Below are 22106 nucleotides of genomic sequence, written 5' to 3'. Positions count from 1 at the left end.
AACGGATATTTTAACGTTTTTTGACTTTCGAATGCATTGAGATTAGATAATAAAAAACCGCTTAAAGCGGAAGCTCTAAACGGTTTTTTTATTTACCAGACGTGCTTAACTGTTTACTTAAAACACAAATTCAACACCACCGCCCACACCGGAAATTTGTACGTCATCTTTATCATAAAGATTAGTGTAACTTACGACCAATGCGAAATTTTTAGTGAACTTCAGCTTTCCGTCAAACCCCCAGGACATGGACTCTTCGGCTGTTTTATCTTTGAGAGAGGTACCCGTATACTTTTTAGTAGCATAAATTTTTGAATAACCGATTTTACCGTTAATTGAAAAGCGTTCAAAATCGGCAAAAGTACCAACTAAATAGGCGCTATAGTATTCATCAATCCTAAATGATGCAGCCGGGAAGAGGTTGCTAGGGCTTCCTTCATCCGTCCCTGTTCCAGCCGCAAATTGCAAGCCGAAGAAAGGATTACCCCGAAAACCTAAAGCAATACCTGCTGCCGGGGTCGCGAATGAATCAACACCTTTCGGCTCCCATTCAAAATGGTTATAAGTCACATCAAAATATGTACTTGGAAAAGTACCTGCCTGAGCACTAAAAGAGGCTACCAATAAAGCGGTTGAAGCTAATGATGTCAATGCTAGTTTCTTCATGAAAAATCCCTTGTATCGTCCAAAAAATTATTTATTGATTAAGATTAGTTATTTAAAGAACTTTTATTTTGAGGTTAGAAGTTATCCTAAGCGATCTGCGTATTAGTCACAATAGGAAAAAAGAGAATTTGTGAGATTGAATGAAGGGTAGAAAAAAATTACGAGAGAAATTCCCCGAACCTGAGAAATCCCCCCAGATTCAGGAAAGAACAAACAGATACCTTTTAGATAATAATACCTTCGGAACCTTGGAAATCACCTTCGCTTTTTACTGAAGTACCGGCGGATTCCAATAGAGCACGAGCATAAGCATTACGCGCAGTTTGCATAATAGACAGCTCTGCTTGAAGGTCGGCAATTTTTGCTTCGGTTACTTGAAGTGCTTTCAATTGCCCTTTTGCTTCTTCGCTTAAAGTATCGGTATCCAGTTCGTGACCTGCTAGAGTAAATTTCGCCATTTTCCACCTCTTTGACTTGAATTATATTGTTATAGACCGTACAAATACGGCCGAATAGGTTTAAGCTGCCTGACGGTCGACTTAATTTTTGGCCTATATTAACAGTTCCACAAAAGCAAAAACAAGAACAGAACGGATAAAACGAATATCCTATTAATTATCTCATCTCATGAAAATAGTGCTTTTACGTTGTTTTATGCACTAAATATTGATCAAATAAACAAAATGAAAGAAAGAGACTTGAATATTCAAGTCAGGCTGTAAATAAGCCCGTCAGAGGAAGACGATTCGAAAAATGACATCACAAGAATTATATAAACAACTTTTTGGCAAAAACGAACACACTCCCACGGAAATCGAACGCTATTCAAAAGCATGTGAATTGGCTTTAGAAGCGTTTAATTTACCGGCAAAAAGCATTGTACGCAGTATTGATGTTGCCGATATTCTAGCCAAATTAAATATTGATGAAGAAACGCTGGTTGCCACTCTTTTAAGCGACGGTAATCTGGAAGATAATTACAGCGACGATTACATCCGTTCAAGCTTCGGAACTTCGACTGCCGAGCTGGTTCATGGAATTCGCAAACTCAATCAGTTTAAAGAGTTTGATGTTGAGCGCAAAAGTGATGCCGTACAAAACGAGCGTCTGCGTCAAATGCTGCTGGCAATGACTTCCGACATCCGCATTATGATTGTTAAGCTGGCTTACCGTGTTGCCCGCCTGCGCCACCTGAAATATGAAGATGAAGAAATTCGCCATCAGATTGCTGCAGAAACAGAATTGATTTTCTCACCTCTGGCCAACCGTCTTGGTATCGCCCAATTAAAATGGGAGCTGGAAGATCTCTCCTTCCGCTTCCTTTATCCACAAAAATATAAAGAAATTGCCAGCTTATTGCAGTCCAAACGCGCAGAGCGTGAACTGTATATCCAAGATATGATCAAACAGCTTGAAGATTTGCTGGCCCAAGAGAATATTAAAGCCAAAATCAGCGGTCGTCCGAAGCACATCTACAGCATCTGGAAAAAGATGCAGCGTAAAAACCTGACCATCGATGAATTGTTCGACCTGCGTGCGGTACGAATCTACGTCGACAGTGTCACGACCTGTTATGAAGCACTGGGCCTGATCCACAGCAAGTGGAATTACGTCAAACAGGAGTTTGACGATTACATTGCCACCCCTAAGGAAAACGGCTATCAGTCCATTCATACCGTTGTGATCGGTCCGGAAGGTAAGACTGTTGAAATCCAGATTCGCACGCACGAAATGCATCACAATGCCGAATACGGTATTGCAGCCCACTGGCGCTATAAGGAAGGTGGCAAGAGCTACGACAGCAATCTGGAACGCAGTATCGCGAACGTTCGTCAACTGTTGGAAAACTCTGATGATCCGGATGTTTTCAAAGAGATCAGTACCGAGTTGCAGAGTCAGAACATTTTTGTCATGACTCCGACTAACCAGATCATTACCTTAAGACAAGGTTCCACACCTCTCGATTTCGCCTATAACATTCATACCGAATTGGGACATCGTTGTCGTGGTGCCAAAGTAAACGGACGTATCCAGCCGTTGAGTTATGTCTTAAAAACCGGCGACAAGGTCGAAATTCTGGCGGTTAAAAACGGCCAGCCTTCACGAAACTGGCTTAACCCTAACCTTGGTTACTTAACCAGCAGCAGTGCCCGAAACAAAGTACGCGGCTGGTTTAACAAACAGAATCGTGGCGAAAACATCGAGGCCGGTGAAGCGCTTTACCACCGTGAGATCAAACGATTGCATGCTGAAGAAATCGATGTTCAGGATGTTGTTGCGCGTTTCAAACTGGAAAACAGCGAGATACTGTTTGAAGACCTTGGTAAAGGTCGAATTAATGATCGTCAATTGAACAATGCGATTCAAAGCCTGTTAAAGCCTGAAAAACATACTGCTGTCCAAACACAGCGTTCAATTAACTTTAGAGAAGCTGCCGCCGGGGCCAGTGAAAAGCATGCTCGCGCTTACGTTGTTGGAGCGAGCAATCTTTCAACCAATCTGGCGCCCTGCTGCACACCTCATCCGGGTGACGACATAGTCGGTTACGTAACTCGAGGCCGCGGCATTACCGTACATAAACGAGAGTGCGCCAACATCCTCAATTTGAACCACAATGAGCAGCAGCGTTTGATTCAGGTAGTGTGGGATAAAGAGCTTGCCGAAAATCCTCTATACAGCGCAGAACTGCATATTCTTGCGTTCGACCGTAAAGGCCTGTTACGCGATGTTATGAGCGTACTGACCGATATGGATATCAACCTGATCGCCTCGCAAACCGAGACTGACCAGCAAGAACGAAGTGTTACCATGAAGCTCACGATCGAACTGAGTGCAGGGATGAATTTAGGGGATCTGCTGGATCGCATCGAAATCGTGCAGAACGTTGAGTCAGCCAGCATTAAGACACTGTAAAGCGTTTATTACTGCCTACTTCCCTTTTTAATTGGAAAAAGCAGATTGCGCATCACTAAAACGCCGGATTAAATTACAACTCCGGCGTTTTTATTATAAAATCCGGATATAAAAAAACCCGCTACAACCGAAGTCATAGCGGGTTTCATTATGTGGCGTCCCGTAGGGGAGTCGAACCCCTGTTACAGCCGTGAAAGGGCCGTGTCCTAGGCCTCTAGACGAACGGGACGTTGTTGATAAATCAATAACGACTTTATCGAGATTTGAATGAAAGATCGAAGATTTTTCATTCCGGTTTGCTGATTGATTGTAAGTGCCTAGGTCAATCAACACACCTGAATTTGGAGCGGGAAACGAGGATCGAACTCGCGACCCCAACCTTGGCAAGGTTGTGCTCTACCGCTGAGCTATTCCCGCATAGTGTGGCGTCCCGTAGGGGAGTCGAACCCCTGTTACAGCCGTGAAAGGGCCGTGTCCTAGGCCTCTAGACGAACGGGACACACATATGTGATTTTAATTTCTTAAAATCGATATTTGGTAATTAACGATCCGGCCTAGTGTGGATCTTACCTTATCAACTTTTGGTGGAGCTAAGCGGGATCGAACCGCTGACCTCAACACTGCCAGTGTTGCGCTCTCCCAGCTGAGCTATAGCCCCTCGAGCTGATGGGTGCGTATTATATAGAGTTAACGGAAAGCGTCAAGCACTAAATGTAAAAAAATCGTCATTTTTCCGCTTTTTTTTAGCGCTTCAAAACAGGCGCTTTCTAAGTGATTGTTTTTACGCGCAACGCCAATAAAAAAAGGGGATCTCTCCCCTTTTTAAAGCTCGGAAAATTTCCGATCTTAACCGTCTTGATGCCCGGCGCGCACTTCAATAAAAGCAAGCGCCATATCGATTCGCTGCAAGCAACGCTCTTTACCGATTAACTGAGCGGTCATATCAATTGCTGGAGATTGTCCGCCACCGGTAATCGCAACGCGTAGAGGCATCCCTACTTTGCCCATACCGACTTCCAGACCGGTTGCAACGCCTTGGATCACTTCATGGATCTCTGTCGCATTCCAATCTTCCAACGCCTCAAGCTGAATGCGTAACTGCTGTAAGGGCTCCTGAGCAACCGGACGCAGATGTTTCTTGGCAGCACCGGCTTCAAACTCTTCGTAGTCGCTGTAGAAATAGACGCTGCCTTCTGCCATCTCGACCAAAGTCTTGGCGCGATCTCTCAGCAAATCGGCTACCTCTGCCAATGCAGGTCCCTGTGAAAGATCGCAACCCAATTGTGCAACGAACGGAGCAAGGTGACGCGCTAAATGCTCTGCATCGGCACTTTTAATATGCTGCTCGTTGATCCAGGTAAGCTTGACCGTATCGAAACTGGAAGGTGAGCTGTTTACGTTATCCAAAGAGAAATGCTCAATCATTTCATCAATGCTGAATACTTCCTGGTCTCCGTGAGACCAGCCTAGACGCACCAGATAGTTCAGTAAAGCTTCCGGCAAAAAGCCCTGCTCTTTATATTGCAGAACGCTCACTGCACCGTGACGCTTCGACAAACGGCTACCGTCTTCGCCTAGCACCATCGGAATATGAGCAAACTTCGGCACATCCGCGCCCATCGCTTTATACATATTGATCTGACGCGGCGTGTTGTTCAAGTGGTCATCGCCACGGATAACATGGCTGACCCCCATATCCCAGTCGTCCACCACAACCGTCAGGTTATAGGTCGGAGTGCCATCAGAGCGCGCGATAATCAGATCGTCCAGCTCTTTATTGGCAATTACAACCCGGCCTTTGACCATATCTTCAATCACGACATCGCCGTCCAGCGGGTTTTTAAAACGGATAACCGGATCGATTCCTTCCGGAGGTGTGCCGTCGAAATCACGATAACGGCCATCGTAGCGAGGTTTCTCGCCACGGGCTTTTTGTGCTTCGCGCATTTCGTCCAACTCTTCCGGTGTGGCGTAGCAGTAGTATGCCAATCCCTTGTCAAACAGTTGCTGAATCACTTCTTTGTAGCGTTCGAAACGATGCGTTTGATAGATCGGACCTTGATCATAGTCCAGACCGAGCCAGCTCATCCCTTCCAAAATGGCATTCACCGACTCTTCTGTCGAGCGTTCCAAATCGGTATCTTCGATGCGAAGAATAAACTCTCCACCTAATCTTTTAGCGTATAACCAGGAATAAAGCGCGGTGCGGACACCGCCGATGTGCAGATAGCCTGTCGGGCTGGGTGCGAAACGAGTGCGAATCACAAATAGACTCCAGAATTTTATAAATACAAAACAAAGGCCATATTATAAACCCGATATTGCCCGATCTCCGGGTTAATTTTGTGAAGCCGCTTTAGCGGTTAATGGATGCAAAAGCAGGATTGAAATGAGCATAAGCAGAGCAAATAAGAGCAGACTGCTCCACAACCAGAGAAAACTGCAATCAAGTAAATCCGCCATATACTGCGATGCTAAACCGTAGGCTGCTAAAGGGTAAATGTATGACCAGGCCGCACGTGTGATGCCGCTTTGATAAAAGAAACGAAAAGACAATATCCACAAAAACAGAAACAAGGTAGCAAAACTATAGGTTACCCAGATGATAATTTTCAGTGAATCGGACGATGTCTGCATCTCTAGTAAAACCGATGCCACGCAAGCCAGAGAGGCCGGCGCTAAAAAAATAAACAAGCTGGGGCGAAACAAGGTCGGAACCGGCAGAAAAAAGATTAAGCGCATCAGCAAAGAAACACTGAAACTGAACCAGAAGAACAAACCGACTGAATAGAACAGCCAGCGAAATTCCAGCCAGTCATTATAGCGGTCGTCAAAAAAATACAGACTGCTGATCACTACGATGAAATTGCCCGAGAGCAGAATGAACCAGGTTGGCAGATGTTGCGATAACAGAACCTCCCGCTCAAAGATCCAGCCGCTGATCAGAACCAGATTAAGACTGAAATGCAAACCGATCAAACCCCATAAGGCAATTCGCAATACACTATCGACCCCACTGTCTTGAAAGGTCAAACTGGCCGCCATCAATGCCAGCATGGTAGTCAAAGTCACAGCTGGAAAGAACGAACGTAGAAACGGGTCGCGCCATTCTGCGCGGAGACGACTCCCGGATTCCCGCTGAAAAAATTCCAGTGCATACCATGCCGATATCACCAACAGACTAAAAACTCCGATTCCCCATAAAGCAACAGCAAGATTCTCCGCCCCTTGAATATACTCGGAAAAATGATTGACATTCATTCCGGCACCAATCAATCCCATTGGCATGCCGAAATAAACAATCGACGAGGAAAACTGTAAACGCTTGATCAAAGACAAGTCTCTTGTGAATGAAATTCAGGAACTTTAAGGCGTGAAAAACGCGACTTAAACCGGGAAAGCCGATACTGCAAATATGATTAAATAACCTTAAAGCCGCCAGGTCAATAAGCGGAAGGCTATCCGCATGGATTCCCGGTATAATAAAAATTGTTTTACTGTTGTTTTGAGACAGACGCGTTAAATCTATTCACTGAATAATCTCTGTTTACCGGATCGATTTGGCGCAGGAATCTTTTCTGCAAACCTGAAAATAAAGGATGCTTTTTATGAGTGCAGATGCAAGTGCCGGATCCCGTCTAGCCTATTTCCCGATTAATTTATTTGGTGCGGTCATGGGTTATGCCGGCTTAACCCTCGGTTTTTTTCAGGCTCATGAACTCTTAGGAATTGATTACACTGCTTTTCTGGTTCTGACGGCGCTGACAACACTGTTTTTTATTTTAATTACATTGCTTTATGCCATTAAACTGATTCGTTTTCCGGAATCGGTTAAAGAAGACTTTGCCCACCCGGTCGCATTGCACTTTTTCCCGACTTTCAGTATCAGCCTACTGTTGCTAAGCCTGTTATTTGAGGGTATCAACTTTCAGCTTGCGCAAACTATGTGGTATCTAGGCACCCTGCTGCACTTTATACTGGTATTGGTCATTCTCAACAGCTGGATTCACCACGAAAAATGGCAGATCACCCATATGAACCCGGCCTGGTTTATTCCGGTTGTCGGTAACATCGTCATTCCGCTGGGGGCGGTTGAATTTTCCAGCATTGAGATCGGCTGGTTCTTTTTCAGTGTCGGCTTGATCTTCTGGCTGGTACTGTTCAGTATCGTCATGTATCGCCTGTTTTTCCATCCACCACTGCTTAAGCTATTAGAACCGACTCTGTTTATTTTGATTGCTCCACCTGCGGTTGGCTTCCTGTCCTATCAGGAATTAAACGGCGGTGTTCTGGATGACTTCTCCCGCGTGCTGTTTAATATGGCGCTGTTTATGACCATACTGTTGTTTAGCCAGACACTGCGCTTTATCCGAATTCCGTTTGCACTTTCCTGGTGGGCCTACAGCTTTCCATTAGCGGCAATCATGTTGGCCAGTTTCCATTTTTACGCCCTGACCGACATCGCCTTATACGGGTTTATCGCCGCCTTCCTGCTGGCGGTTCTGTCCGCGCTGATTCTGCATTTGACGGCAAAAACCTTCTGGGCGGCAAAACAAGGGACACTGTGCCATCCGTTACCGGGTACCAAACCGTTGGGTACTCCGCCACCCGCACCGGCATCGGAAAAATAACTTTCGTCGATCTTCTCAGCAGCCCCATTCTTTGATGGGCCGCTGAATGGCTTATGCTAATTTCTTGATTTTAAAAACTTATATGACTTCCAACATGATCCGTTACCAATTAGAACTCCTTGATCCGCATGCACATCTTTTTAGCGTGACATTGCATATCCCGCAACCACAACAACCACTGCAAAAAGTCTCTTTACCCAATTGGATTCCTGGCAGCTATCTGATTCGCGACTTTTCCAAACACCTGATCGATTTGCAAGCCTGCGACAGCAGCGGCAAACTTATCGAGCTTATCGCGCTGGACAAATCTTCCTGGCAATTCGCCTGCGACTCGGCAGCCACTTTAAGCTATCAAGTCTACGCCTGGGATTTGTCGGTACGTGGTGCCTATTTCGACGATCAACGCGCATTCTTTAACGGTACTTCGGTATTTTTGCAAGTTGATGGCTTTGAACAGCAGACCCACGAATTGGAATTAATCGCCAACGACTTTAGCAAACAAAATGCATGGCGTGTCGCCAGCGGCATGCCTGCTCAGGAAATTGATCCGCGCGGTTTCGGTCTTTATCAAGCTGAGGATTACGCCGCTTTAATCGATTACCCTTTCGAGATCGGAACGCATCACAGCATCGAATTTACCGCTTGCGGCATTCCTCATAAGATGGTGATTGCCGGTGTTTTTGAATGCGATTTCACGCGCTTAAAACAGGATCTGATCAAAATCTGCGAATACGAAATCGAGCTATTCGGTTCAGCACCGATGCAAAACTATTTGTTTCAAGTCGTTGTGACCGGCAATGACTACGGCGGTCTGGAACATCGAAATTCGACAGCGCTGATCTGCAGTCGCGACGATTTGCCATATATCGGCATGCAGGAAGCGAGTGACGGCTATGTCAGATTTCTGGAACTATGCAGTCATGAATATTTCCATAGCTGGAACGTGAAAACCATTCAACCACAGGCATTTCAAAATGCCGACCTGCAACAACCTCAATATACCCATCAACTGTGGTGGTTTGAAGGCGTTACCTCCTATTATGACGCTCTAATCCTGTTGCGCGCCGGAGTAATTGATCGGACACGTTATTTACAACTTCTCGGTGAGCAGATGACCCGTGTCTATCGCATGCCGGGCCGTTTCAAACAATCGGTTGCCGATTCGAGCTGGTTCACTTGGACCAAGTTCTACCAGCAGGATGAAAACGCTCCAAACGCGATTATCAGCTATTACACTAAAGGCAGCCTGATCGCACTTGGTTTGGATCTGTTGCTGCGCAAGCACTCGCATGGCTCTTTCAGCCTGGATAATATTTTGCGTTATCTCTGGCAGCAGCACGGTCAGACCGGGCGCGCTTTGCAAGAAAAACAGATCGAAATGCTGTGCTCGGAATTGAGCGGTGTCGATTTCAGCGATTTTTTTGCTCAATACTTATATGGCCGCCAAGACTTGCCGTTTGCCGACATGCTTGCCGAATTCGGCTACATCTTCGAATTACGTGAGTATCAAAGTCTTGGTGACACAGGAGGAACCCTCAGCAAGAATTTTCTACAACTGTCTTTAGGGGCCAATCTAAAACCCGAATCGCAGGGTCTTCGCGTAACTCATGTCTGGAACGACTCGGCGGCGCATAAAGCCGGTTTGTCTGCCGGCGATCTGCTGATTGCGCTTAAAGGACTGAAAGTCGATTCGATACCTCAGGTTGAACAGATGCTAAGACGGACTTCAGCGGATTGCGAATGGTCATGCCACTATTTCCGACGGGACGAACTGCGTGAAAGTAAAGTTATTCCTCAGAAAGCAGAAGCCGATCGCGTTGTTATCTACCCAAGCAACAATTGTGAGCTTACAGACGAGACATTGCCATGGATTTAAATCACATAGATGGAAGTGGCGAATCACAGGAAATTCGCCGCTTAATTGAATCCCTGCAGATCGAACAAGCCTATCATCACGATTCGATCGAAGCGATAGAAAAGACTTTATTGCAACAACACCAGCAGATACAACAACTGCAAACTCAGCTAAAGCTGCTTTCCGAGTATTTGAAAACGCTGCGTGAAGAAGCAATACGCAACCCGGCTGACGAAGCTCCGCCACCGCATTATTAATTTGATCGGCAAATATTCAGCATAAAAAAACCGCAGTAGCGCGGTTTTTTATTTTTGAGGTTCTAAATAAGCGACAGCTCAATGGCTGCGACTTTTCTTCTTACGATACGGATTAGAAAAATCATTTAAGTCATGTACCGTTTTTCTGCCGTAACGGCCTGATTCGGTACGAGCCGATTTGCTGGCATCGCGCTTTGACAAGGCCGACTTGTCATTGCGTGCAGAATTAATTCGCAGATCGGGGCGAGTCTCTTCCGGAAGCTCGACACTTTTCAGCAGCTGATTGACCTGTTTCCAAGTCAAAGCTTCGGTTTTACCCTTGCGTAAATTGCGCGGCAAACTGAATTGCCCGTAACGTACGCGGTGCAAACGACTGACCTGCAAACCGACTGCTTCCCAAATGCGGCGAACTTCCCGGTTGCGCCCCTCTTTAAGCACAACACGATACCAACGGTTCATCACCTCGTCTTCGCTCGGCATTGCCTGGACCCGGTCGAATTTAGCCGGGCCGTCTTCCAATTGAACGCCGGCCAGCAATTGCTTAATCGCCTCTTCACTGACTTCACCGAAAACACGAACTAAATATTCGCGCTCGATTTCGTAGGACGGATGCATCATGCGATTGGCGAGTTCACCGTTATTGGTCAAAATAAGCAGGCCGCTGGTATTCAAATCCAGACGCCCGATACTGATCCAGCGCCCATTATGGATACGCGGCAACTGCCCATAAATCGTTTCGCGACCCTTTTCGTCCCTGCGTGTACAAACTCGCCCTTCCGGCTTGTTGTACAAAATGACTTCGGTTGCCTGCTTCTGCAAACGCTGCTCTTTAATCAGCTGATCACGGACTTTGATCTTGTCGCTGGCCGTCGCTCGATCACCTAATTTGGCCGTTTTACCGTTTACTTTAACCAAACCTTGCTGTATCAGTTCTTCAACCGAACGACGCGAACCGAAACCGGCACGGGCAAGAATTTTCTGTAATTTTTCACCTTGCGGCGAGCTTTGTTCGTTCATAGTGTGAATTCACTTTTAAAAAATTTAGAAACCGAAAAATAAATGCATTGAAGCAAGTTTGACGTCCCGCGTCCTAGAAAAATAATTACAAACCGACAATGTTAAAAATTAAATCTTTCAGTAAGTTATAAGGCCCTAACAACAATGGCGTCAATACGCCAAAAAACAGCAAACCAAGCAGAATGAAAAAGCCATAAGGCTCTAAGCGGTTGTACTGCCATGCCAACTTCGGAGAGAGAAACGCCGATAACACCCGGCTACCGTCAAGTGGAGGAATCGGAATCAGATTTAACACTAACAGAATCAGGTTAATACTGATTCCCGCCATCCCGGTATAAGCCATAAAGACGCCGATTTCCGGAAGCGAATACTGCAGTGATTCGCCTAGTTTCATAACAATCGCCCAACCGATTGCCATCAGCAGATTGGCGCTAGGCCCGGCAATCGCCACCCAAGCCATATCCTTTCTAGGTCGTTTGAAATTCTGCATGGTGACCGGAACCGCCTTGGCCCAACCAAAAACAAAGCCACCGAGAATCAGCAAAACCAACGGTACGACAACCGTGCCGATCGGATCGATATGCTTTAGGGGGTTCAAGGTAAGTCGCCCGAGCATTTTGGCAGTCGGATCCCCCAACTTATTTGCCATCCAGCCGTGCGCTACTTCATGTAAGGTAATAGCAAAAATCACCGGCAGCGTCCAGATCGCAATGGTTTGTATCAAACTTAACTCATTCACTGCTGAAACTCTCCCTGTCCCTGACGCACCAATACCGGCTCATCTTCGGTAAAGTCAATAATTGTGGTCGGCTCAAAACCACAGAAACCGCCATCAAGCACGGCATCCAAAGCATGACTTAAAGTTTCCTGAATTTCCCAGGCCTCGGTCATCGGATAATCCTCTCCCGGCAGAATCAGACTGGCCGACAACAGCGGACGGTCAAAGCGTGACAGCAGCGCATTGGTGACCGTGTTCGGCGATACCCGCAAACCGATGGTTTTACGCTTCGGCGACTGCATGCGTTTCGGCACTTCCCGGCTCGCCGGCAATAAAAAGGTATAAGGTCCGGGCAGATGAGATTTCAAGAAACGAAACTGGGTATTTCCGACTTTGGCATATTCGGAAAGATTGCTTAAATCCTTGCACATCAAGGTCAACTCGTGGCGTTCATCCAGACGTCGAATGACGCGAATGCGATCCGCACCCTGTTTGTTGTCAAACAGGCAACCCAATGCATAGCCGGATTCGGTCGGGTAGGCAATCACGCCACCCTTTTCCAAAATCACCGAAACCTGATCCAATAAACGGTCTTGCGGATTATCTGGATGAACACTAATGAATTGACTGGACATGGCTGCTTTCTTGTTTTGTATTGATACGTCTGAAAAGGGTCTTAATCGGTATTTGAGTATTGCAAAAGAATGAGGCAGATTTGGAGTTTTCCGCTTTCTTTCTCTTTTATCCTACTCATTGCCGACGCTGCAAATTATACTGCAAACACCGCTTTGCAAACAGACTAAAACAAGTCCCAGACCGGAGCGACCGATTCCGGCAGCGGTGCCAGCCACCCCAGATCTCGCCAACGATGTTCAGGACGATGAAAATCCGAACCAACCGACGCGTACAAGCCGTAACGTCTAGCCCTTTCCGCCATACCGATAATATCCGCGCACGGTCTTGGCTGATTGACCACCTCAATTGCCTTGCCGCCGGCATCGATGAAATCTTCAATCAACTGGTTTAATTTTCGACTCGTCAATTTATACAGAGCTGGATGGGCAATTACCGCAACACCACCTGCGTCGCGAATCCAACCGACAACTTCCTGCAAAGACGGCCATTCCGCTTTAACATAACCGATGCGTCCTTTTTTAAGAAAGCGGTCAAACGCCTGTTGAGCATTTTTTACCCTGCCTTCCCGAATTAACAGCTCGGCAAAATGCCCTCTTCCGACAACCCCTTCACCGACCAGCTCTTCAAGCTTCTGCTGCATATCGGGAAAATTAAAATGGCGGTGGTTATCAAATTTCTCGAGCATTGCCGCAGCCCGATCACGACGACTTTGCCGAATTCTCTGCAAACCGCCTTGCAGCCCTTGATGGTCAACCTGAAAATTCAATGCAACAATATGAATCGTTCGCTCTTGCCAGTTACAGGAAATTTCCGTGCCTGCGATTAATTTCAGTCTTGAGTCACTTTGGAGTTCTTGCCTTAGAATTTCATAACCGCGCGTCGTATCGTGATCGGTAATCGCCAGACAGTCAATCTCTCTTTCCAGAGCGCGCTGCAGCAATTCACCAGGGGCTAAACTACCGTCCGATGCGCTGGTATGACAATGTAAATCGACTTTCATAGGTTACGCCACCCGGCTACTTTCTCAAATGCATTAAACAACTAAGTCTCTATTTTACCAGCCTGAGAGGCAAAGTATTGAGGTGCATTCATGCAACAGTGCTTAAAAAGCGCAGCAACTATCGGCAGAGCGCTTTAATTCTGCGGCAATCCCAGCTAGAATCTGGTCTAAAAATTAATCTTACAAAGCCGTTTACATGAAATTTTTATTTGATTTTTTCCCGATTGTTCTCTTTTTTATCGCTTATAAAGCCTACGACATTTACACTGCAACCGCCGTCATTATCGTCGCAACCGCCGTCCAGGTCGGTTATGTATACATCAAACATCGCCGCGTCGAAAAGATGCATCTGATCACCCTGGCTTTGATCGTCATTCTCGGTGGCTTAACCCTGATTCTTCAAGACGAAGCGTTTATTAAATGGAAACCGACCATTGTAAACTGGGGCTTCGCTCTGGTATTTGCCGCCAGTCATTTCATCGGGCAAAAACCGATTATCCAGCGTATGATGGATCAGGCAATCCATCTACCTCAGGAAATTTGGTACCGTTTAAGCTGGCTATGGGTATCGTTCTTCATCCTGTCGGGAATTGTTAACCTCTATGTTGCCTATCAATATGACACCGATACCTGGGTTAACTTCAAACTCTTTGGCCTAATGGGAATGACGCTGGTGTTTATTATTCTGCAAGGTTTCTATATCAGTCGTTACTTGCAGGAATCCGATTCCGAAGCTGAAGCCGAGTCTCTGATCGAGAACGAAGATAAAGAACACTCAAAATAACTTTTACAGCACTTTGAAATAAAAAGGATTTTTATGTTGTATTCCATCTTTGCCTACGACGTATCCGACAGCCTTCCTTTGCGCGTTCAAGCTCGCCCGGACCATATCGCACGACTGCAAGCACTGGATGAAGCCGGTCGTTTGGTTCTGGCCGGACCGAATCCGGCAATCGACAGTACTGAGCCCGGCGAACACGGTTTTAGCGGTAGTTTAATCGTTGCCGAATTTGAATCTCTCGAGCAAGCAACCGAATGGGCAAATCATGATCCGTACATGGCTGCAGGCGTCTACAGTAAAGTCGAAGTAAAACCCTTTAAACAAGTCTTCCCAAAAAGCTGAATTTAAGCTATTGTGAAGGCTGTTTAATCGATTTTTTCTGGAACGGGGAGATTTATGTCCAACGTCGCTTATCTAATTCCGAAACGTCAGCTAAAAAGCGCCATTCGCGACATTGAACCCTTGGAACTGATGGATACCGACTTTGTGCAGATTCCTCTGCTCGGCTGGACCTCTGCCGGCGACCCTGTTCAGATGGAACTGGATTATGAAACCGTTTCCGTTCCCTCTTGTCTGGCTAAGAAAGAGACTTTTGCACTGCGAGTAAAAGGCTATTCCATGGTCGACGAAAATATCCATGACGGTGACATCGTCATTATCGAACGTAGCGCTTCGGCCGAAAACGGCGAATCGGTGGTTGTAAGAATCAATAATGAAGAAGTCACCATGAAACGTCTGTTTATTGAAAAGGACGGTGTTCGACTACAGCCTGCCAACGACGAAATGGAACCGATTTACTTGAAAAACGAAAACATCGAAATTCTCGGAATCGTTCGCGGTATTTTGCGCCAGCCTTAACCCTTCCCCCGATCCAAAATATCTTAATAACTTCGGCAGCCGCTATTGATCATTAATAGCGGCTGCTCCTTTTGCGGATTTTAAAATGCATTCTCAAATTCACCTATTGATTACCGGCGGCACGCTCGATAAAGATTATCACCCTTTACAGGGTGAACTCTATTTCCCGGGCAGCCATATCGAAGAGATGCTGCGGCAAGCTAACTGCCGCCTGCCGGTCAAGTGCGAAATCCTGATGCAGAAAGACAGTCTTGATATGGAACAGCATGACCGCGCGCAAATTGCCGAAGCCTGTTTAAAGAGCGAGTCGACACAGATTTTAATCACCCACGGTACCGATACCATGGTGGAAACGGCCCTGTACCTGCAAAACAATCCAGGATTAAGAGGCAAAACCATTGTTTTAACCGGAGCCATGCGCCCGTTTGCACTTGGTCATTCCGATGCCTTATTTAATCTAGGCGGCGCTCTCAGTGCGGTTCAATTAAAAAATTCCGGTGTTTACATCTGCATGAACGGACGAATTTTTAAGGCAGACAAAGCCACTAAAAACCGAGCTCTCGGTGTATTTGAAGCGATCTGATTCCAGACCGTTTTTCCTTCCTGAAGTCAGTATGCATTAAATGAATCCATCCGTATTCTTCGCCTATTTCGGAGTCATCCTTATCTGGACGACAACGCCCTTGGCGATTGTCTGGGGTGCGCAGGCAGACTGGTTTTTTGCCGTTGCAACGCGAACCCTGATTGCAGCGGTAATCGCCTTACCGATACTTTTATGGCTAAAACCCGATATTCGCTGGCCTTCCGTTAGCCGTTGGCAGCTGTGGTTTTATGCATCCCTGCCGGTTTTAGGTGGAATGACATTGATGTATTGGGCGGGACAATATCTGAATTCCGGATGGATCGCGATTATCTTTGCTCTGACTCCGATCATAACGGGTTTACTGTCACCACAACTATTGCCTGGTTATAGATTAACAAAACGAAAAATGCTCGCTGTTCTGCTCAGTTTCAGCGGCCTAGTAGTGATCTTTCAATCGAATTTACACGATTTCAAAAGCGACGAATGGCTTGCCGTTATCGCCGCACTGCTCTCTGTTCTGATCCACTCTTTCGGCACTCTACTGGTCAAAAAACATGCCGAAAAAAGCTCCAGCTTAGAATTTACCTTAGGCGCTTTATGGGTCAGCGTTATCGGCATGCTGCTGTTATCGCAAACACCATGGATCAGTTGGAAAGTGCCTTCGGAAATCTCCGACACCGCATTAGGCGCCATCGTTTATGCTGCGACCTTCGGCTCACTGATCGGATTTTTGTTGTATTATTATCTACTGAAACGAATCGATGCGATGCGGCTGGCACTGATCCCGGTGATTACTCCGGTGTTTGCGTTACTACTCGGTCACTATCTGAATAACGAGGCATTAAACATGCATACTTTGATCGGTACAGGTTTGGTCTTAGGAGGATTGTTGATTTTTGAAGGGCGCTTACGCATGCGCAATCGCCCCGTTTAAATTGAATTTATGCCAAGGACTACCATTCCAAGGCACGCAGGTATTTAAACAATTCCCTGGCGGATTTCGGCGGTTTTTGAGTTTCCGCTTCCTTAACAGCATTGCGCACCCACTGGCGCAACTGCTGACGATCTGCATGCGGAAACAGCTGCATAAATTCGCTAATAGCATCATCACCGGACTCCAGCATCCGATCACGCCACATTTCCAACTTGTGGAAATGCGCATTCTGCTGCTTCCTACGGATCTCGATTTCCGCCAGTTTTTCTTTAATCTCAACGATTAAATCTTCATCCTGTCTCAGCATCTTGCCGATAAAAAGACGCTGGCGTTTCAAAGCCGGACCGCGGTCCATTGTCTTCAGCATCAAAACCGCATCGGTAAACGCCTTAGGCAGGTTCATCTTTTTGATTTCGCTTTCCGTCATCTGCGAAATCTGTTCACCCAAATCGGTCACCGCCTGGGCTGCTTTTTTGATTTGCGTACGACTCTGAAACTCTTCCTGTTCCCAGTCGGGAATTTCCATTTCGCTCTTTGTTCGATTGACATTACGTGGTCTAACCATTTTCGAGCTCTCCTAACATCTTTAAAAATTGCGTTTCGTCCAAAACTTCCACGCCCAAAGATTGTGCTTTGGTTAATTTCGAACCGGCTTTTTCACCGGCCACTAAATAATCGGTTTTCGCCGAAACACTTCCACTCACCTTCGCTCCCAAGGCTTCCAGTTTCGCTTTTGCCTCATCACGACTACCGTATTGCAAAGCACCGGTAATCACCACGGTTTTCCCCAGGAAAGCGGAGCCTTCGACTTTCGGTTGGGTGTTCGGATCCGGCCAATGAATACCGGATGCCAGCAGAGCACCGATCACTTCATTATTGTGCGGCTGTCGAAAGAAATGAATAATATGCGATGCGACGACATCTCCGACATCATCCACCTTGATCAAATCTTCGTGCTGAGCGCTCATCAAAGGACCCAAACGGATAAAATACTGCGCCAGGTTTTTAGCAGTCACTTCACCGACCTCTGGAATCCCCAACGAAAAAATAAAGCGCGCCAGCGTCGTCGCTTTCGACGCTTCGATCGACTCGATCAATTTCGCTGCCGACTTTTCACCCATGCGCGGCAATTCCGCCAGTTTATCAGCCTGTAAGAGGTAAATTTGATCAGGGTGCTTCACCCAGCCCAAATCGCACAGCTGATCAATTAATTTATCACCAAGCCCCTGAATATCCATAGCTTTACGCGATACATAGTGTTGCAAGGCACGTTTGCGCTGCGCCGGGCAAAACAGGCCGCCGGTGCAGCGATACACCGCCTTATCGTCTTCTTTGATCACGTCCGAATCACACTCCGGACAATATTTCGGCATGTGGAATTTTTCGGTATGTTCCGGACGTTGCGCCAAGACCGGCCCGACGACTTCGGGAATCACATCTCCGGCACGGCGCACAATTACCGTATCGCCGATACGAACATCTTTTCGATCAATTTCGTCCTGATTATGCAGAGTGGCATTCGATACAATCACCCCGCCGACCGCAACCGGCTCCAATCGAGCTACCGGTGTTAGTGCTCCGGTACGACCGACCTGTACATCAATCCCTAACAGCCTGGTCCAGACCTCTTCTGCCGGAAATTTTCTGGCGATCGCCCAGCGCGGCGCTTTGGCAGTAAACCCGAGGCGCTGATGATCATCCAGCCGGTTAACCTTATAGACGATACCGTCAATTTCATACGGCATGGAAGCGCGTTTTTCGAACAACATATTGTAGTAGTCCTGCATGCCTTCGACACCAAGCACACAACGACTATCGGGATTTGTCGGCAAACCCCATTCGAGAAAATGCTTCAACATACCGTCGTAAGTTTCGGCGAGCGGTTCATCATGAACAATTTCACCCCAACCGTATAGATAAAAACTCAATTTACGCGATGCCGTCACACTCGGATCGAGCTGTCGCAAAGTGCCCGCCGCCGCATTGCGCGGATTGGCAAAAACCTTATCCCCTTTTTCCGTCTGCCTGCGGTTCAATTCGTCAAACGCATTTTTCGGCATAAAGACTTCGCCGCGAATTTCCAATACTTGCGGCCAGCTATGACCCAAAAGCTTTAAGGGGATCGAGGCAATGGTACGGATATTATGAGTAACATCTTCGCCAACGCTGCCATCTCCTCGAGTCGCCGCTTGAACCAGAAGGCCATTTTCATAGCGGATATTGATTGCCAAACCGTCCATTTTCGGTTCGGCAATATATTCGACTTGTTCGCTTGTCCCCAATCGATCCAGAATACGACGTTGAAAGTCTTCGAGATCCTGTTGACTAAAAGCATTTTCCAGCGAATACATCGGTATCGCATGGCGTACTGATTCAAAATGGGATAAAGGTTGATCGCCTACTCTCTGTGAAGGCGAATCGTCGGTGATCCATTGCGGATGAAGTTGCTCGATTTCCAGAAGACGACGGTAGAGCTGGTCGTACTGAGCATCACTCACCGTGGGGTTATCAAGCACATAGTAGGCGTAATTGTGTTCGGCAAGTTCCTGCTTAAGCTGCTCCAGTTCCTGCTTTAAATTTAACTCTTCAGTCATCTAGAAATACTGTTTCCTCGGGCGCGGTAATTGCTAAAAACAAAATACCCGCGCCGTTTTATTCTTCACTGCCAAATTGCTCGGCTTTCTGCTGCATCGCCGTCAAATCAGATTCTTTTACCAGATGACGTTGCATATCATAAATACGGGCATTTAAGCGCTGCGAAACCTTGCGCGCAATCAAAATAAAATCCTTCATCGCTTCGGCAGAGTCAATATAAGTAGGTAACTCAAGAATCAGAGCAACCCCAGGAGAACTATGCTGTTCGAGAGGATCCGGCGGAAAGATTCCAGGTTCCAGCATATTGGCAACCTTGACGATTTCGTTGCCGCGTTTATCTTCACGACAATAAATCGCTTTATTATGCGAATAGCTCAAACCGACCGATTGTAAAGTTTGATGCAATTGCTGCATGGTGAATTCTTGCGAACCAAGAACCAGCAGTACAAACAATTCGCTTTTCTGCTCTTCCTTCTGCGGTAATTCTTCGTTTAATTCGACCGGTTCCAACGTTTCAGCAAGCGTTTCCTTTTTGGCAGAAACCTTTTCAACCTTTTCTAATGGCACCTCATCCGTTTCCGGAAGGTCGAATTCTTCACCAAAGGTCAGAGCCTGTTGGTTTGGATCGATTTCAGGCAGGTCCTCACCCATTACATGCAATCTTTCTTCGGTTTTAGCCGATAGAGGAGCATGATTTTCACCCAAATTATTAAGTGCTTGAGAAGCCTGCTCTTTAGAGTCCGGCAAGATCTTTTCGGCAGATACAGATTTGGGTTGTTCTTGTTCGGATGCTTTTGGCGAAGCCTGGTTCTTACGTCGGCTTAATAGATAAAGTACTAAGATTACGACGACCGCAAATACGACCAATACCTGCTGTAATTCATTCATCAGAACAGTCCTAAAATCTTGTTTGAACGCTTCAGGGAAAAATTGCCGCCGGCCTCTTTTCCTGCGAAGCATATCGGTTCCCTTAAAATACCTCGCCGACCTGTGTTTTTGTTTTTATAGGGCGACAAAACGAAATGCTTTAACAGGAAATTGTACCTGCATTACTTGGCTTATTTCTACTTTCTTACAAGAAAATTTGATCTTCAAACACTATCAATCACTTATAATAAGTTCCCATTTTTGACTTAAGATTTTCAAGCCGGTTTTTTTAGATGCAGCCTTCGAAACACAATGCAGATTCCAGATTTAAAAGCACGATCAAGATTCTTGGAATCGACTTTGGAACCTCTGGAGTCCGGGGCTGCGTAGTCGAACGACATATCAGCGATAAAATTGGTGAAAGTATCTTGCCCGGACAACTGGCAAATCCAAATCAAGACCGGATTCTGCTTCAATCTCATCTATGCTACCCGGACGACACGCAATCTCCTCAGGTTTGGCTGCAAGCACTGAACAACCTATTGCACTCACTGAAACAGCAATGTGTACTGAGCGAAATCGACTTTATAATTTGCGATGCTACCTCCTCGACGGTTGTGCTAACCGACAGCGACAATACGCCTCTTAGCGAAACCATGATGTACTTTCGCCAGGATGCAGTGGTTGAAGCCGGCGAAATTGATGATCGCTTGACGGAACTGCATAAGCAAAGCCCGGCGCAAGGCGCCTCCAGCACACTAAGCAAGGTGCTCTATCTGCTCAAGCGGCTGCCCGACGGTTTGAATACAAAGACGAACAAACTGCAGATTCGCCACCAGATAGATGTCGTTAACTATGCACTTTGCGGGTCTTCTAAAACCGACTACAATAACGCCCTGAAGCTCGGCTATGACCCGCAAAACATGCTATGGCCGCCTTGGATCGAGCCGATGATACAAAAGCTTCAGCCAAATATTTCACTGCCGCAGGTCGTCGCACCCGGCAGTATTCTCGGCAAAATAGACGTCTTCTGGATCGACACTTTCGGTTTCCAACCGCAGTGCAAAATTTGCGCAGGAACCACTGACAGCATTGCCGGCTTTCTCGCTTCCGGAGCCCGGGAAAATGGTGATGCGGTTACTTCTCTCGGAACCACCCTGGCGATTAAGCAACTTTCATCAACACCTGTTTTCTCCAGTAAATACGGTATTTACAGCCACCGCCTCGGCAATCAATGGCTGATAGGCGGAGCATCTAATACCGGCGGGAACAGTTTGCTTGCCCATTATTCGTTAGAAGAGCTGATCACCTTACTTCAAGATCTTGAATCCGTATGCGAAGAAAATAACAAAGAACACCATCATAAAGATTTAAATACTTGTTTTCACTGCACTTTCAACCTAAACGAACTCTATCCTCTGGCAACAATTGGCGAGCGTTTCCCGATTGCCGATCCACAGTTGCAGCCGAAATGGCCGCCTCTTCCTGAGAAATCACTTCAACAAGCCTTCGAATTGAAAGATGAAAAAGCCATCCATGCACATCGTTGCTTTCTGTTCGGTCTGCTGTATTCGCTCAGCGAAGTTGAACGCAAAGGCTATCAACGGCTTGAGGAGATGGGTTGCGAACAACTGCAACAGCTGTTCAGTGTCGGAGGAGGATGTAAGAATCCAATATGGATGACGCTGCGCGCAAACTTGATACCATGTGAACTCGTGCAAGCTTGGCAGCAGGATGCTGCCTACGGAGTTACCAGACTCGTCAGTTTCTGAATAAAACCAATAAACATTTCCGT

Annotated in this window: 21 protein-coding genes and 4 tRNA genes; 10 read left to right on the top strand and 15 right to left on the bottom strand. The window is 46.6% G+C overall.

Annotation, left to right across the window (positions count from 1 at the left end):
- Nucleotides 1-117: 117 nt before the first annotated feature.
- Both H8792_RS00830 and H8792_RS00825 read right to left on the bottom strand, forming a co-directional pair.
- A complete protein-coding gene (locus tag H8792_RS00830) occupies nucleotides 118-666 on the bottom strand; it encodes an outer membrane beta-barrel protein (RefSeq protein ID WP_194947237.1) in 549 nt (182 codons plus the stop codon).
- Nucleotides 667-890: 224 nt separating this feature from the next.
- On the bottom strand, nucleotides 891-1124 hold the full coding sequence (locus H8792_RS00825) for a DUF6447 family protein (protein ID WP_194947427.1): 234 nt from the start codon (nucleotides 1122-1124) through the stop codon (nucleotides 891-893).
- A gap of 295 nt (nucleotides 1125-1419) precedes the next feature.
- Between H8792_RS00825 and H8792_RS00820 the strand changes: the two genes are divergently transcribed.
- Nucleotides 1420-3579, top strand: a complete 2160-nt coding sequence (locus H8792_RS00820) for a RelA/SpoT family protein (protein WP_194947236.1) — start codon at nucleotides 1420-1422, stop codon at nucleotides 3577-3579.
- A 153-nt stretch (nucleotides 3580-3732) separates the two neighbouring features.
- Here H8792_RS00820 and H8792_RS00815 read toward each other — a convergent pair.
- The 6 genes from H8792_RS00815 to H8792_RS00790 form a co-directional block, all read right to left on the bottom strand.
- Nucleotides 3733-3808, bottom strand: a tRNA-Glu gene (locus H8792_RS00815).
- Nucleotides 3809-3921: 113 nt separating this feature from the next.
- Nucleotides 3922-3996 (bottom strand) — tRNA-Gly (locus tag H8792_RS00810).
- A 6-nt stretch (nucleotides 3997-4002) separates the two neighbouring features.
- Nucleotides 4003-4078: transfer RNA gene (locus H8792_RS00805), tRNA-Glu, on the bottom strand.
- A gap of 83 nt (nucleotides 4079-4161) precedes the next feature.
- Nucleotides 4162-4237, bottom strand: a tRNA-Ala gene (locus H8792_RS00800).
- Nucleotides 4238-4425: 188 nt separating this feature from the next.
- On the bottom strand, nucleotides 4426-5844 hold the full coding sequence (gene gltX / locus H8792_RS00795) for a glutamate--tRNA ligase (RefSeq protein ID WP_194947235.1): 1419 nt from the start codon (nucleotides 5842-5844) through the stop codon (nucleotides 4426-4428).
- 72 nt (nucleotides 5845-5916) lie between these two features.
- On the bottom strand, nucleotides 5917-6912 hold the full coding sequence (locus H8792_RS00790; protein WP_194947234.1) for an SLAC1 family transporter: 996 nt from the start codon (nucleotides 6910-6912) through the stop codon (nucleotides 5917-5919).
- 275 nt (nucleotides 6913-7187) lie between these two features.
- On the opposite strand from H8792_RS00790, the gene H8792_RS00785 reads away from it, so the two are divergent.
- From H8792_RS00785 to H8792_RS00775, 3 genes are read left to right on the top strand one after another with little or no spacing between them, the layout of a single operon-like run.
- Nucleotides 7188-8210, top strand: coding sequence for an SLAC1 anion channel family protein (locus H8792_RS00785; protein ID WP_228766860.1), 1023 nt, complete (start codon nucleotides 7188-7190; stop codon nucleotides 8208-8210).
- Between the two features lie 46 nt (nucleotides 8211-8256).
- Entirely contained in the window at nucleotides 8257-10086 is a 1830-nt protein-coding gene (locus tag H8792_RS00780) for a M61 family metallopeptidase (protein WP_228766859.1), read from the top strand.
- The gene (locus H8792_RS00775) at nucleotides 10077-10322 is read left to right on the top strand and encodes a SlyX family protein (protein ID WP_194947232.1); all 246 of its coding nucleotides are present in this window, start codon (nucleotides 10077-10079) and stop codon (nucleotides 10320-10322) included. The genes H8792_RS00780 and H8792_RS00775 overlap by 10 nt, the downstream gene beginning before the upstream one ends.
- A 78-nt stretch (nucleotides 10323-10400) precedes the next feature.
- Here H8792_RS00775 and rluB read toward each other — a convergent pair whose 3' ends face one another.
- From rluB to H8792_RS00755, 4 genes are all read right to left on the bottom strand, one after another.
- Nucleotides 10401-11339, bottom strand: coding sequence for a 23S rRNA pseudouridine(2605) synthase RluB (gene rluB, locus H8792_RS00770; RefSeq protein ID WP_194947231.1), 939 nt, complete (start codon nucleotides 11337-11339; stop codon nucleotides 10401-10403).
- 85 nt (nucleotides 11340-11424) lie between these two features.
- Nucleotides 11425-12078 carry a site-2 protease family protein gene (locus tag H8792_RS00765; protein ID WP_194947230.1) on the bottom strand — a complete coding sequence of 218 codons (654 nt, stop codon included), beginning with the start codon at nucleotides 12076-12078 and terminating at the stop codon, nucleotides 11425-11427.
- Nucleotides 12075-12692 carry an L-threonylcarbamoyladenylate synthase gene (locus H8792_RS00760; protein WP_194947229.1) on the bottom strand — a complete coding sequence of 206 codons (618 nt, stop codon included), beginning with the start codon at nucleotides 12690-12692 and terminating at the stop codon, nucleotides 12075-12077. Before H8792_RS00760 ends, H8792_RS00765 begins: the two co-directional genes overlap by 4 nt.
- Nucleotides 12693-12856: 164 nt before the next feature.
- Nucleotides 12857-13693: a PHP domain-containing protein gene (locus H8792_RS00755; protein WP_194947228.1), complete on the bottom strand. Its 837-nt coding sequence runs from the start codon at nucleotides 13691-13693 to the stop codon at nucleotides 12857-12859.
- A 196-nt stretch (nucleotides 13694-13889) separates the two neighbouring features.
- Between H8792_RS00755 and H8792_RS00750 the strand changes: the two genes are divergently transcribed.
- From H8792_RS00750 to H8792_RS00730, 5 genes are all read left to right on the top strand, one after another.
- A complete protein-coding gene (locus H8792_RS00750; RefSeq protein WP_194947227.1) occupies nucleotides 13890-14477 on the top strand; it encodes a septation protein A in 588 nt (195 codons plus the stop codon).
- 33 nt (nucleotides 14478-14510) lie between these two features.
- Entirely contained in the window at nucleotides 14511-14816 is a 306-nt protein-coding gene (locus tag H8792_RS00745) for a YciI family protein (protein ID WP_194947226.1), read from the top strand.
- Between the two features lie 54 nt (nucleotides 14817-14870).
- Nucleotides 14871-15332 carry a LexA family protein gene (locus H8792_RS00740; RefSeq protein ID WP_194947225.1) on the top strand — a complete coding sequence of 154 codons (462 nt, stop codon included), beginning with the start codon at nucleotides 14871-14873 and terminating at the stop codon, nucleotides 15330-15332.
- Nucleotides 15333-15417: 85 nt separating this feature from the next.
- Nucleotides 15418-15915 carry an asparaginase domain-containing protein gene (locus tag H8792_RS00735; RefSeq protein ID WP_194947224.1) on the top strand — a complete coding sequence of 166 codons (498 nt, stop codon included), beginning with the start codon at nucleotides 15418-15420 and terminating at the stop codon, nucleotides 15913-15915.
- A gap of 40 nt (nucleotides 15916-15955) precedes the next feature.
- On the top strand, nucleotides 15956-16849 hold the full coding sequence (locus tag H8792_RS00730; RefSeq protein ID WP_194947223.1) for a DMT family transporter: 894 nt from the start codon (nucleotides 15956-15958) through the stop codon (nucleotides 16847-16849).
- Nucleotides 16850-16868: 19 nt separating this feature from the next.
- Here H8792_RS00730 and yjgA read toward each other — a convergent pair whose 3' ends face one another.
- The 3 genes from yjgA to H8792_RS00715 are packed head-to-tail and all read right to left on the bottom strand — an operon-like array spanning nucleotide 16869 to nucleotide 20332.
- Entirely contained in the window at nucleotides 16869-17414 is a 546-nt protein-coding gene (gene yjgA, locus H8792_RS00725; RefSeq protein ID WP_194947222.1) for a ribosome biogenesis factor YjgA, read from the bottom strand.
- Nucleotides 17407-19443: an NAD-dependent DNA ligase LigA gene (ligA, locus tag H8792_RS00720; RefSeq protein WP_194947221.1), complete on the bottom strand. Its 2037-nt coding sequence runs from the start codon at nucleotides 19441-19443 to the stop codon at nucleotides 17407-17409. The genes yjgA and ligA overlap by 8 nt, the downstream gene beginning before the upstream one ends.
- A gap of 58 nt (nucleotides 19444-19501) precedes the next feature.
- Entirely contained in the window at nucleotides 19502-20332 is an 831-nt protein-coding gene (locus H8792_RS00715) for a cell division protein ZipA C-terminal FtsZ-binding domain-containing protein (protein WP_194947220.1), read from the bottom strand.
- Between the two features lie 272 nt (nucleotides 20333-20604).
- Between H8792_RS00715 and H8792_RS00710 the strand changes: the two genes are divergently transcribed.
- On the top strand, nucleotides 20605-22083 hold the full coding sequence (locus H8792_RS00710; protein ID WP_194947219.1) for an FGGY-family carbohydrate kinase: 1479 nt from the start codon (nucleotides 20605-20607) through the stop codon (nucleotides 22081-22083).
- The last annotated feature ends 23 nt before the right edge of the window (nucleotides 22084-22106 follow it).

Origin of the sequence: Thiomicrorhabdus heinhorstiae (genome assembly GCF_013391765.2) — a bacterium.
Classification (GTDB): Bacteria; Pseudomonadota; Gammaproteobacteria; order Thiomicrospirales; family Thiomicrospiraceae; genus Thiomicrorhabdus; species Thiomicrorhabdus heinhorstiae.
The sequence above is the reverse complement of the archived record's forward strand: the minus strand, read 5'-3'. Positions and strand labels throughout refer to the sequence as shown.

Coding starts and splice junctions, on each gene's coding strand:
- H8792_RS00735 (WP_194947224.1), top strand. CDS start 15,418: ATGCATTCTCAAATTCACCTATTGATTACCGGCGGCACGCTCGATAAA.
- H8792_RS00730 (WP_194947223.1), top strand. CDS start 15,956: ATGAATCCATCCGTATTCTTCGCCTATTTCGGAGTCATCCTTATCTGG.
- H8792_RS00745 (WP_194947226.1), top strand. CDS start 14,511: ATGTTGTATTCCATCTTTGCCTACGACGTATCCGACAGCCTTCCTTTG.
- H8792_RS00760 (WP_194947229.1), bottom strand. CDS start 12,692: ATGTCCAGTCAATTCATTAGTGTTCATCCAGATAATCCGCAAGACCGT.
- H8792_RS00820 (WP_194947236.1), top strand. CDS start 1,420: ATGACATCACAAGAATTATATAAACAACTTTTTGGCAAAAACGAACAC.
- H8792_RS00780 (WP_228766859.1), top strand. CDS start 8,257: ATGGCTTATGCTAATTTCTTGATTTTAAAAACTTATATGACTTCCAAC.
- H8792_RS00710 (WP_194947219.1), top strand. CDS start 20,605: ATGCAGCCTTCGAAACACAATGCAGATTCCAGATTTAAAAGCACGATC.
- H8792_RS00755 (WP_194947228.1), bottom strand. CDS start 13,693: ATGAAAGTCGATTTACATTGTCATACCAGCGCATCGGACGGTAGTTTA.
- H8792_RS00785 (WP_228766860.1), top strand. CDS start 7,188: ATGAGTGCAGATGCAAGTGCCGGATCCCGTCTAGCCTATTTCCCGATT.
- H8792_RS00830 (WP_194947237.1), bottom strand. CDS start 666: ATGAAGAAACTAGCATTGACATCATTAGCTTCAACCGCTTTATTGGTA.
- ligA (WP_194947221.1), bottom strand. CDS start 19,443: ATGACTGAAGAGTTAAATTTAAAGCAGGAACTGGAGCAGCTTAAGCAG.
- H8792_RS00775 (WP_194947232.1), top strand. CDS start 10,077: ATGGATTTAAATCACATAGATGGAAGTGGCGAATCACAGGAAATTCGC.
- H8792_RS00825 (WP_194947427.1), bottom strand. CDS start 1,124: ATGGCGAAATTTACTCTAGCAGGTCACGAACTGGATACCGATACTTTA.
- H8792_RS00740 (WP_194947225.1), top strand. CDS start 14,871: ATGTCCAACGTCGCTTATCTAATTCCGAAACGTCAGCTAAAAAGCGCC.
- H8792_RS00750 (WP_194947227.1), top strand. CDS start 13,890: ATGAAATTTTTATTTGATTTTTTCCCGATTGTTCTCTTTTTTATCGCT.
- rluB (WP_194947231.1), bottom strand. CDS start 11,339: ATGAACGAACAAAGCTCGCCGCAAGGTGAAAAATTACAGAAAATTCTT.
- yjgA (WP_194947222.1), bottom strand. CDS start 17,414: ATGGTTAGACCACGTAATGTCAATCGAACAAAGAGCGAAATGGAAATT.
- H8792_RS00715 (WP_194947220.1), bottom strand. CDS start 20,332: ATGAATGAATTACAGCAGGTATTGGTCGTATTTGCGGTCGTCGTAATC.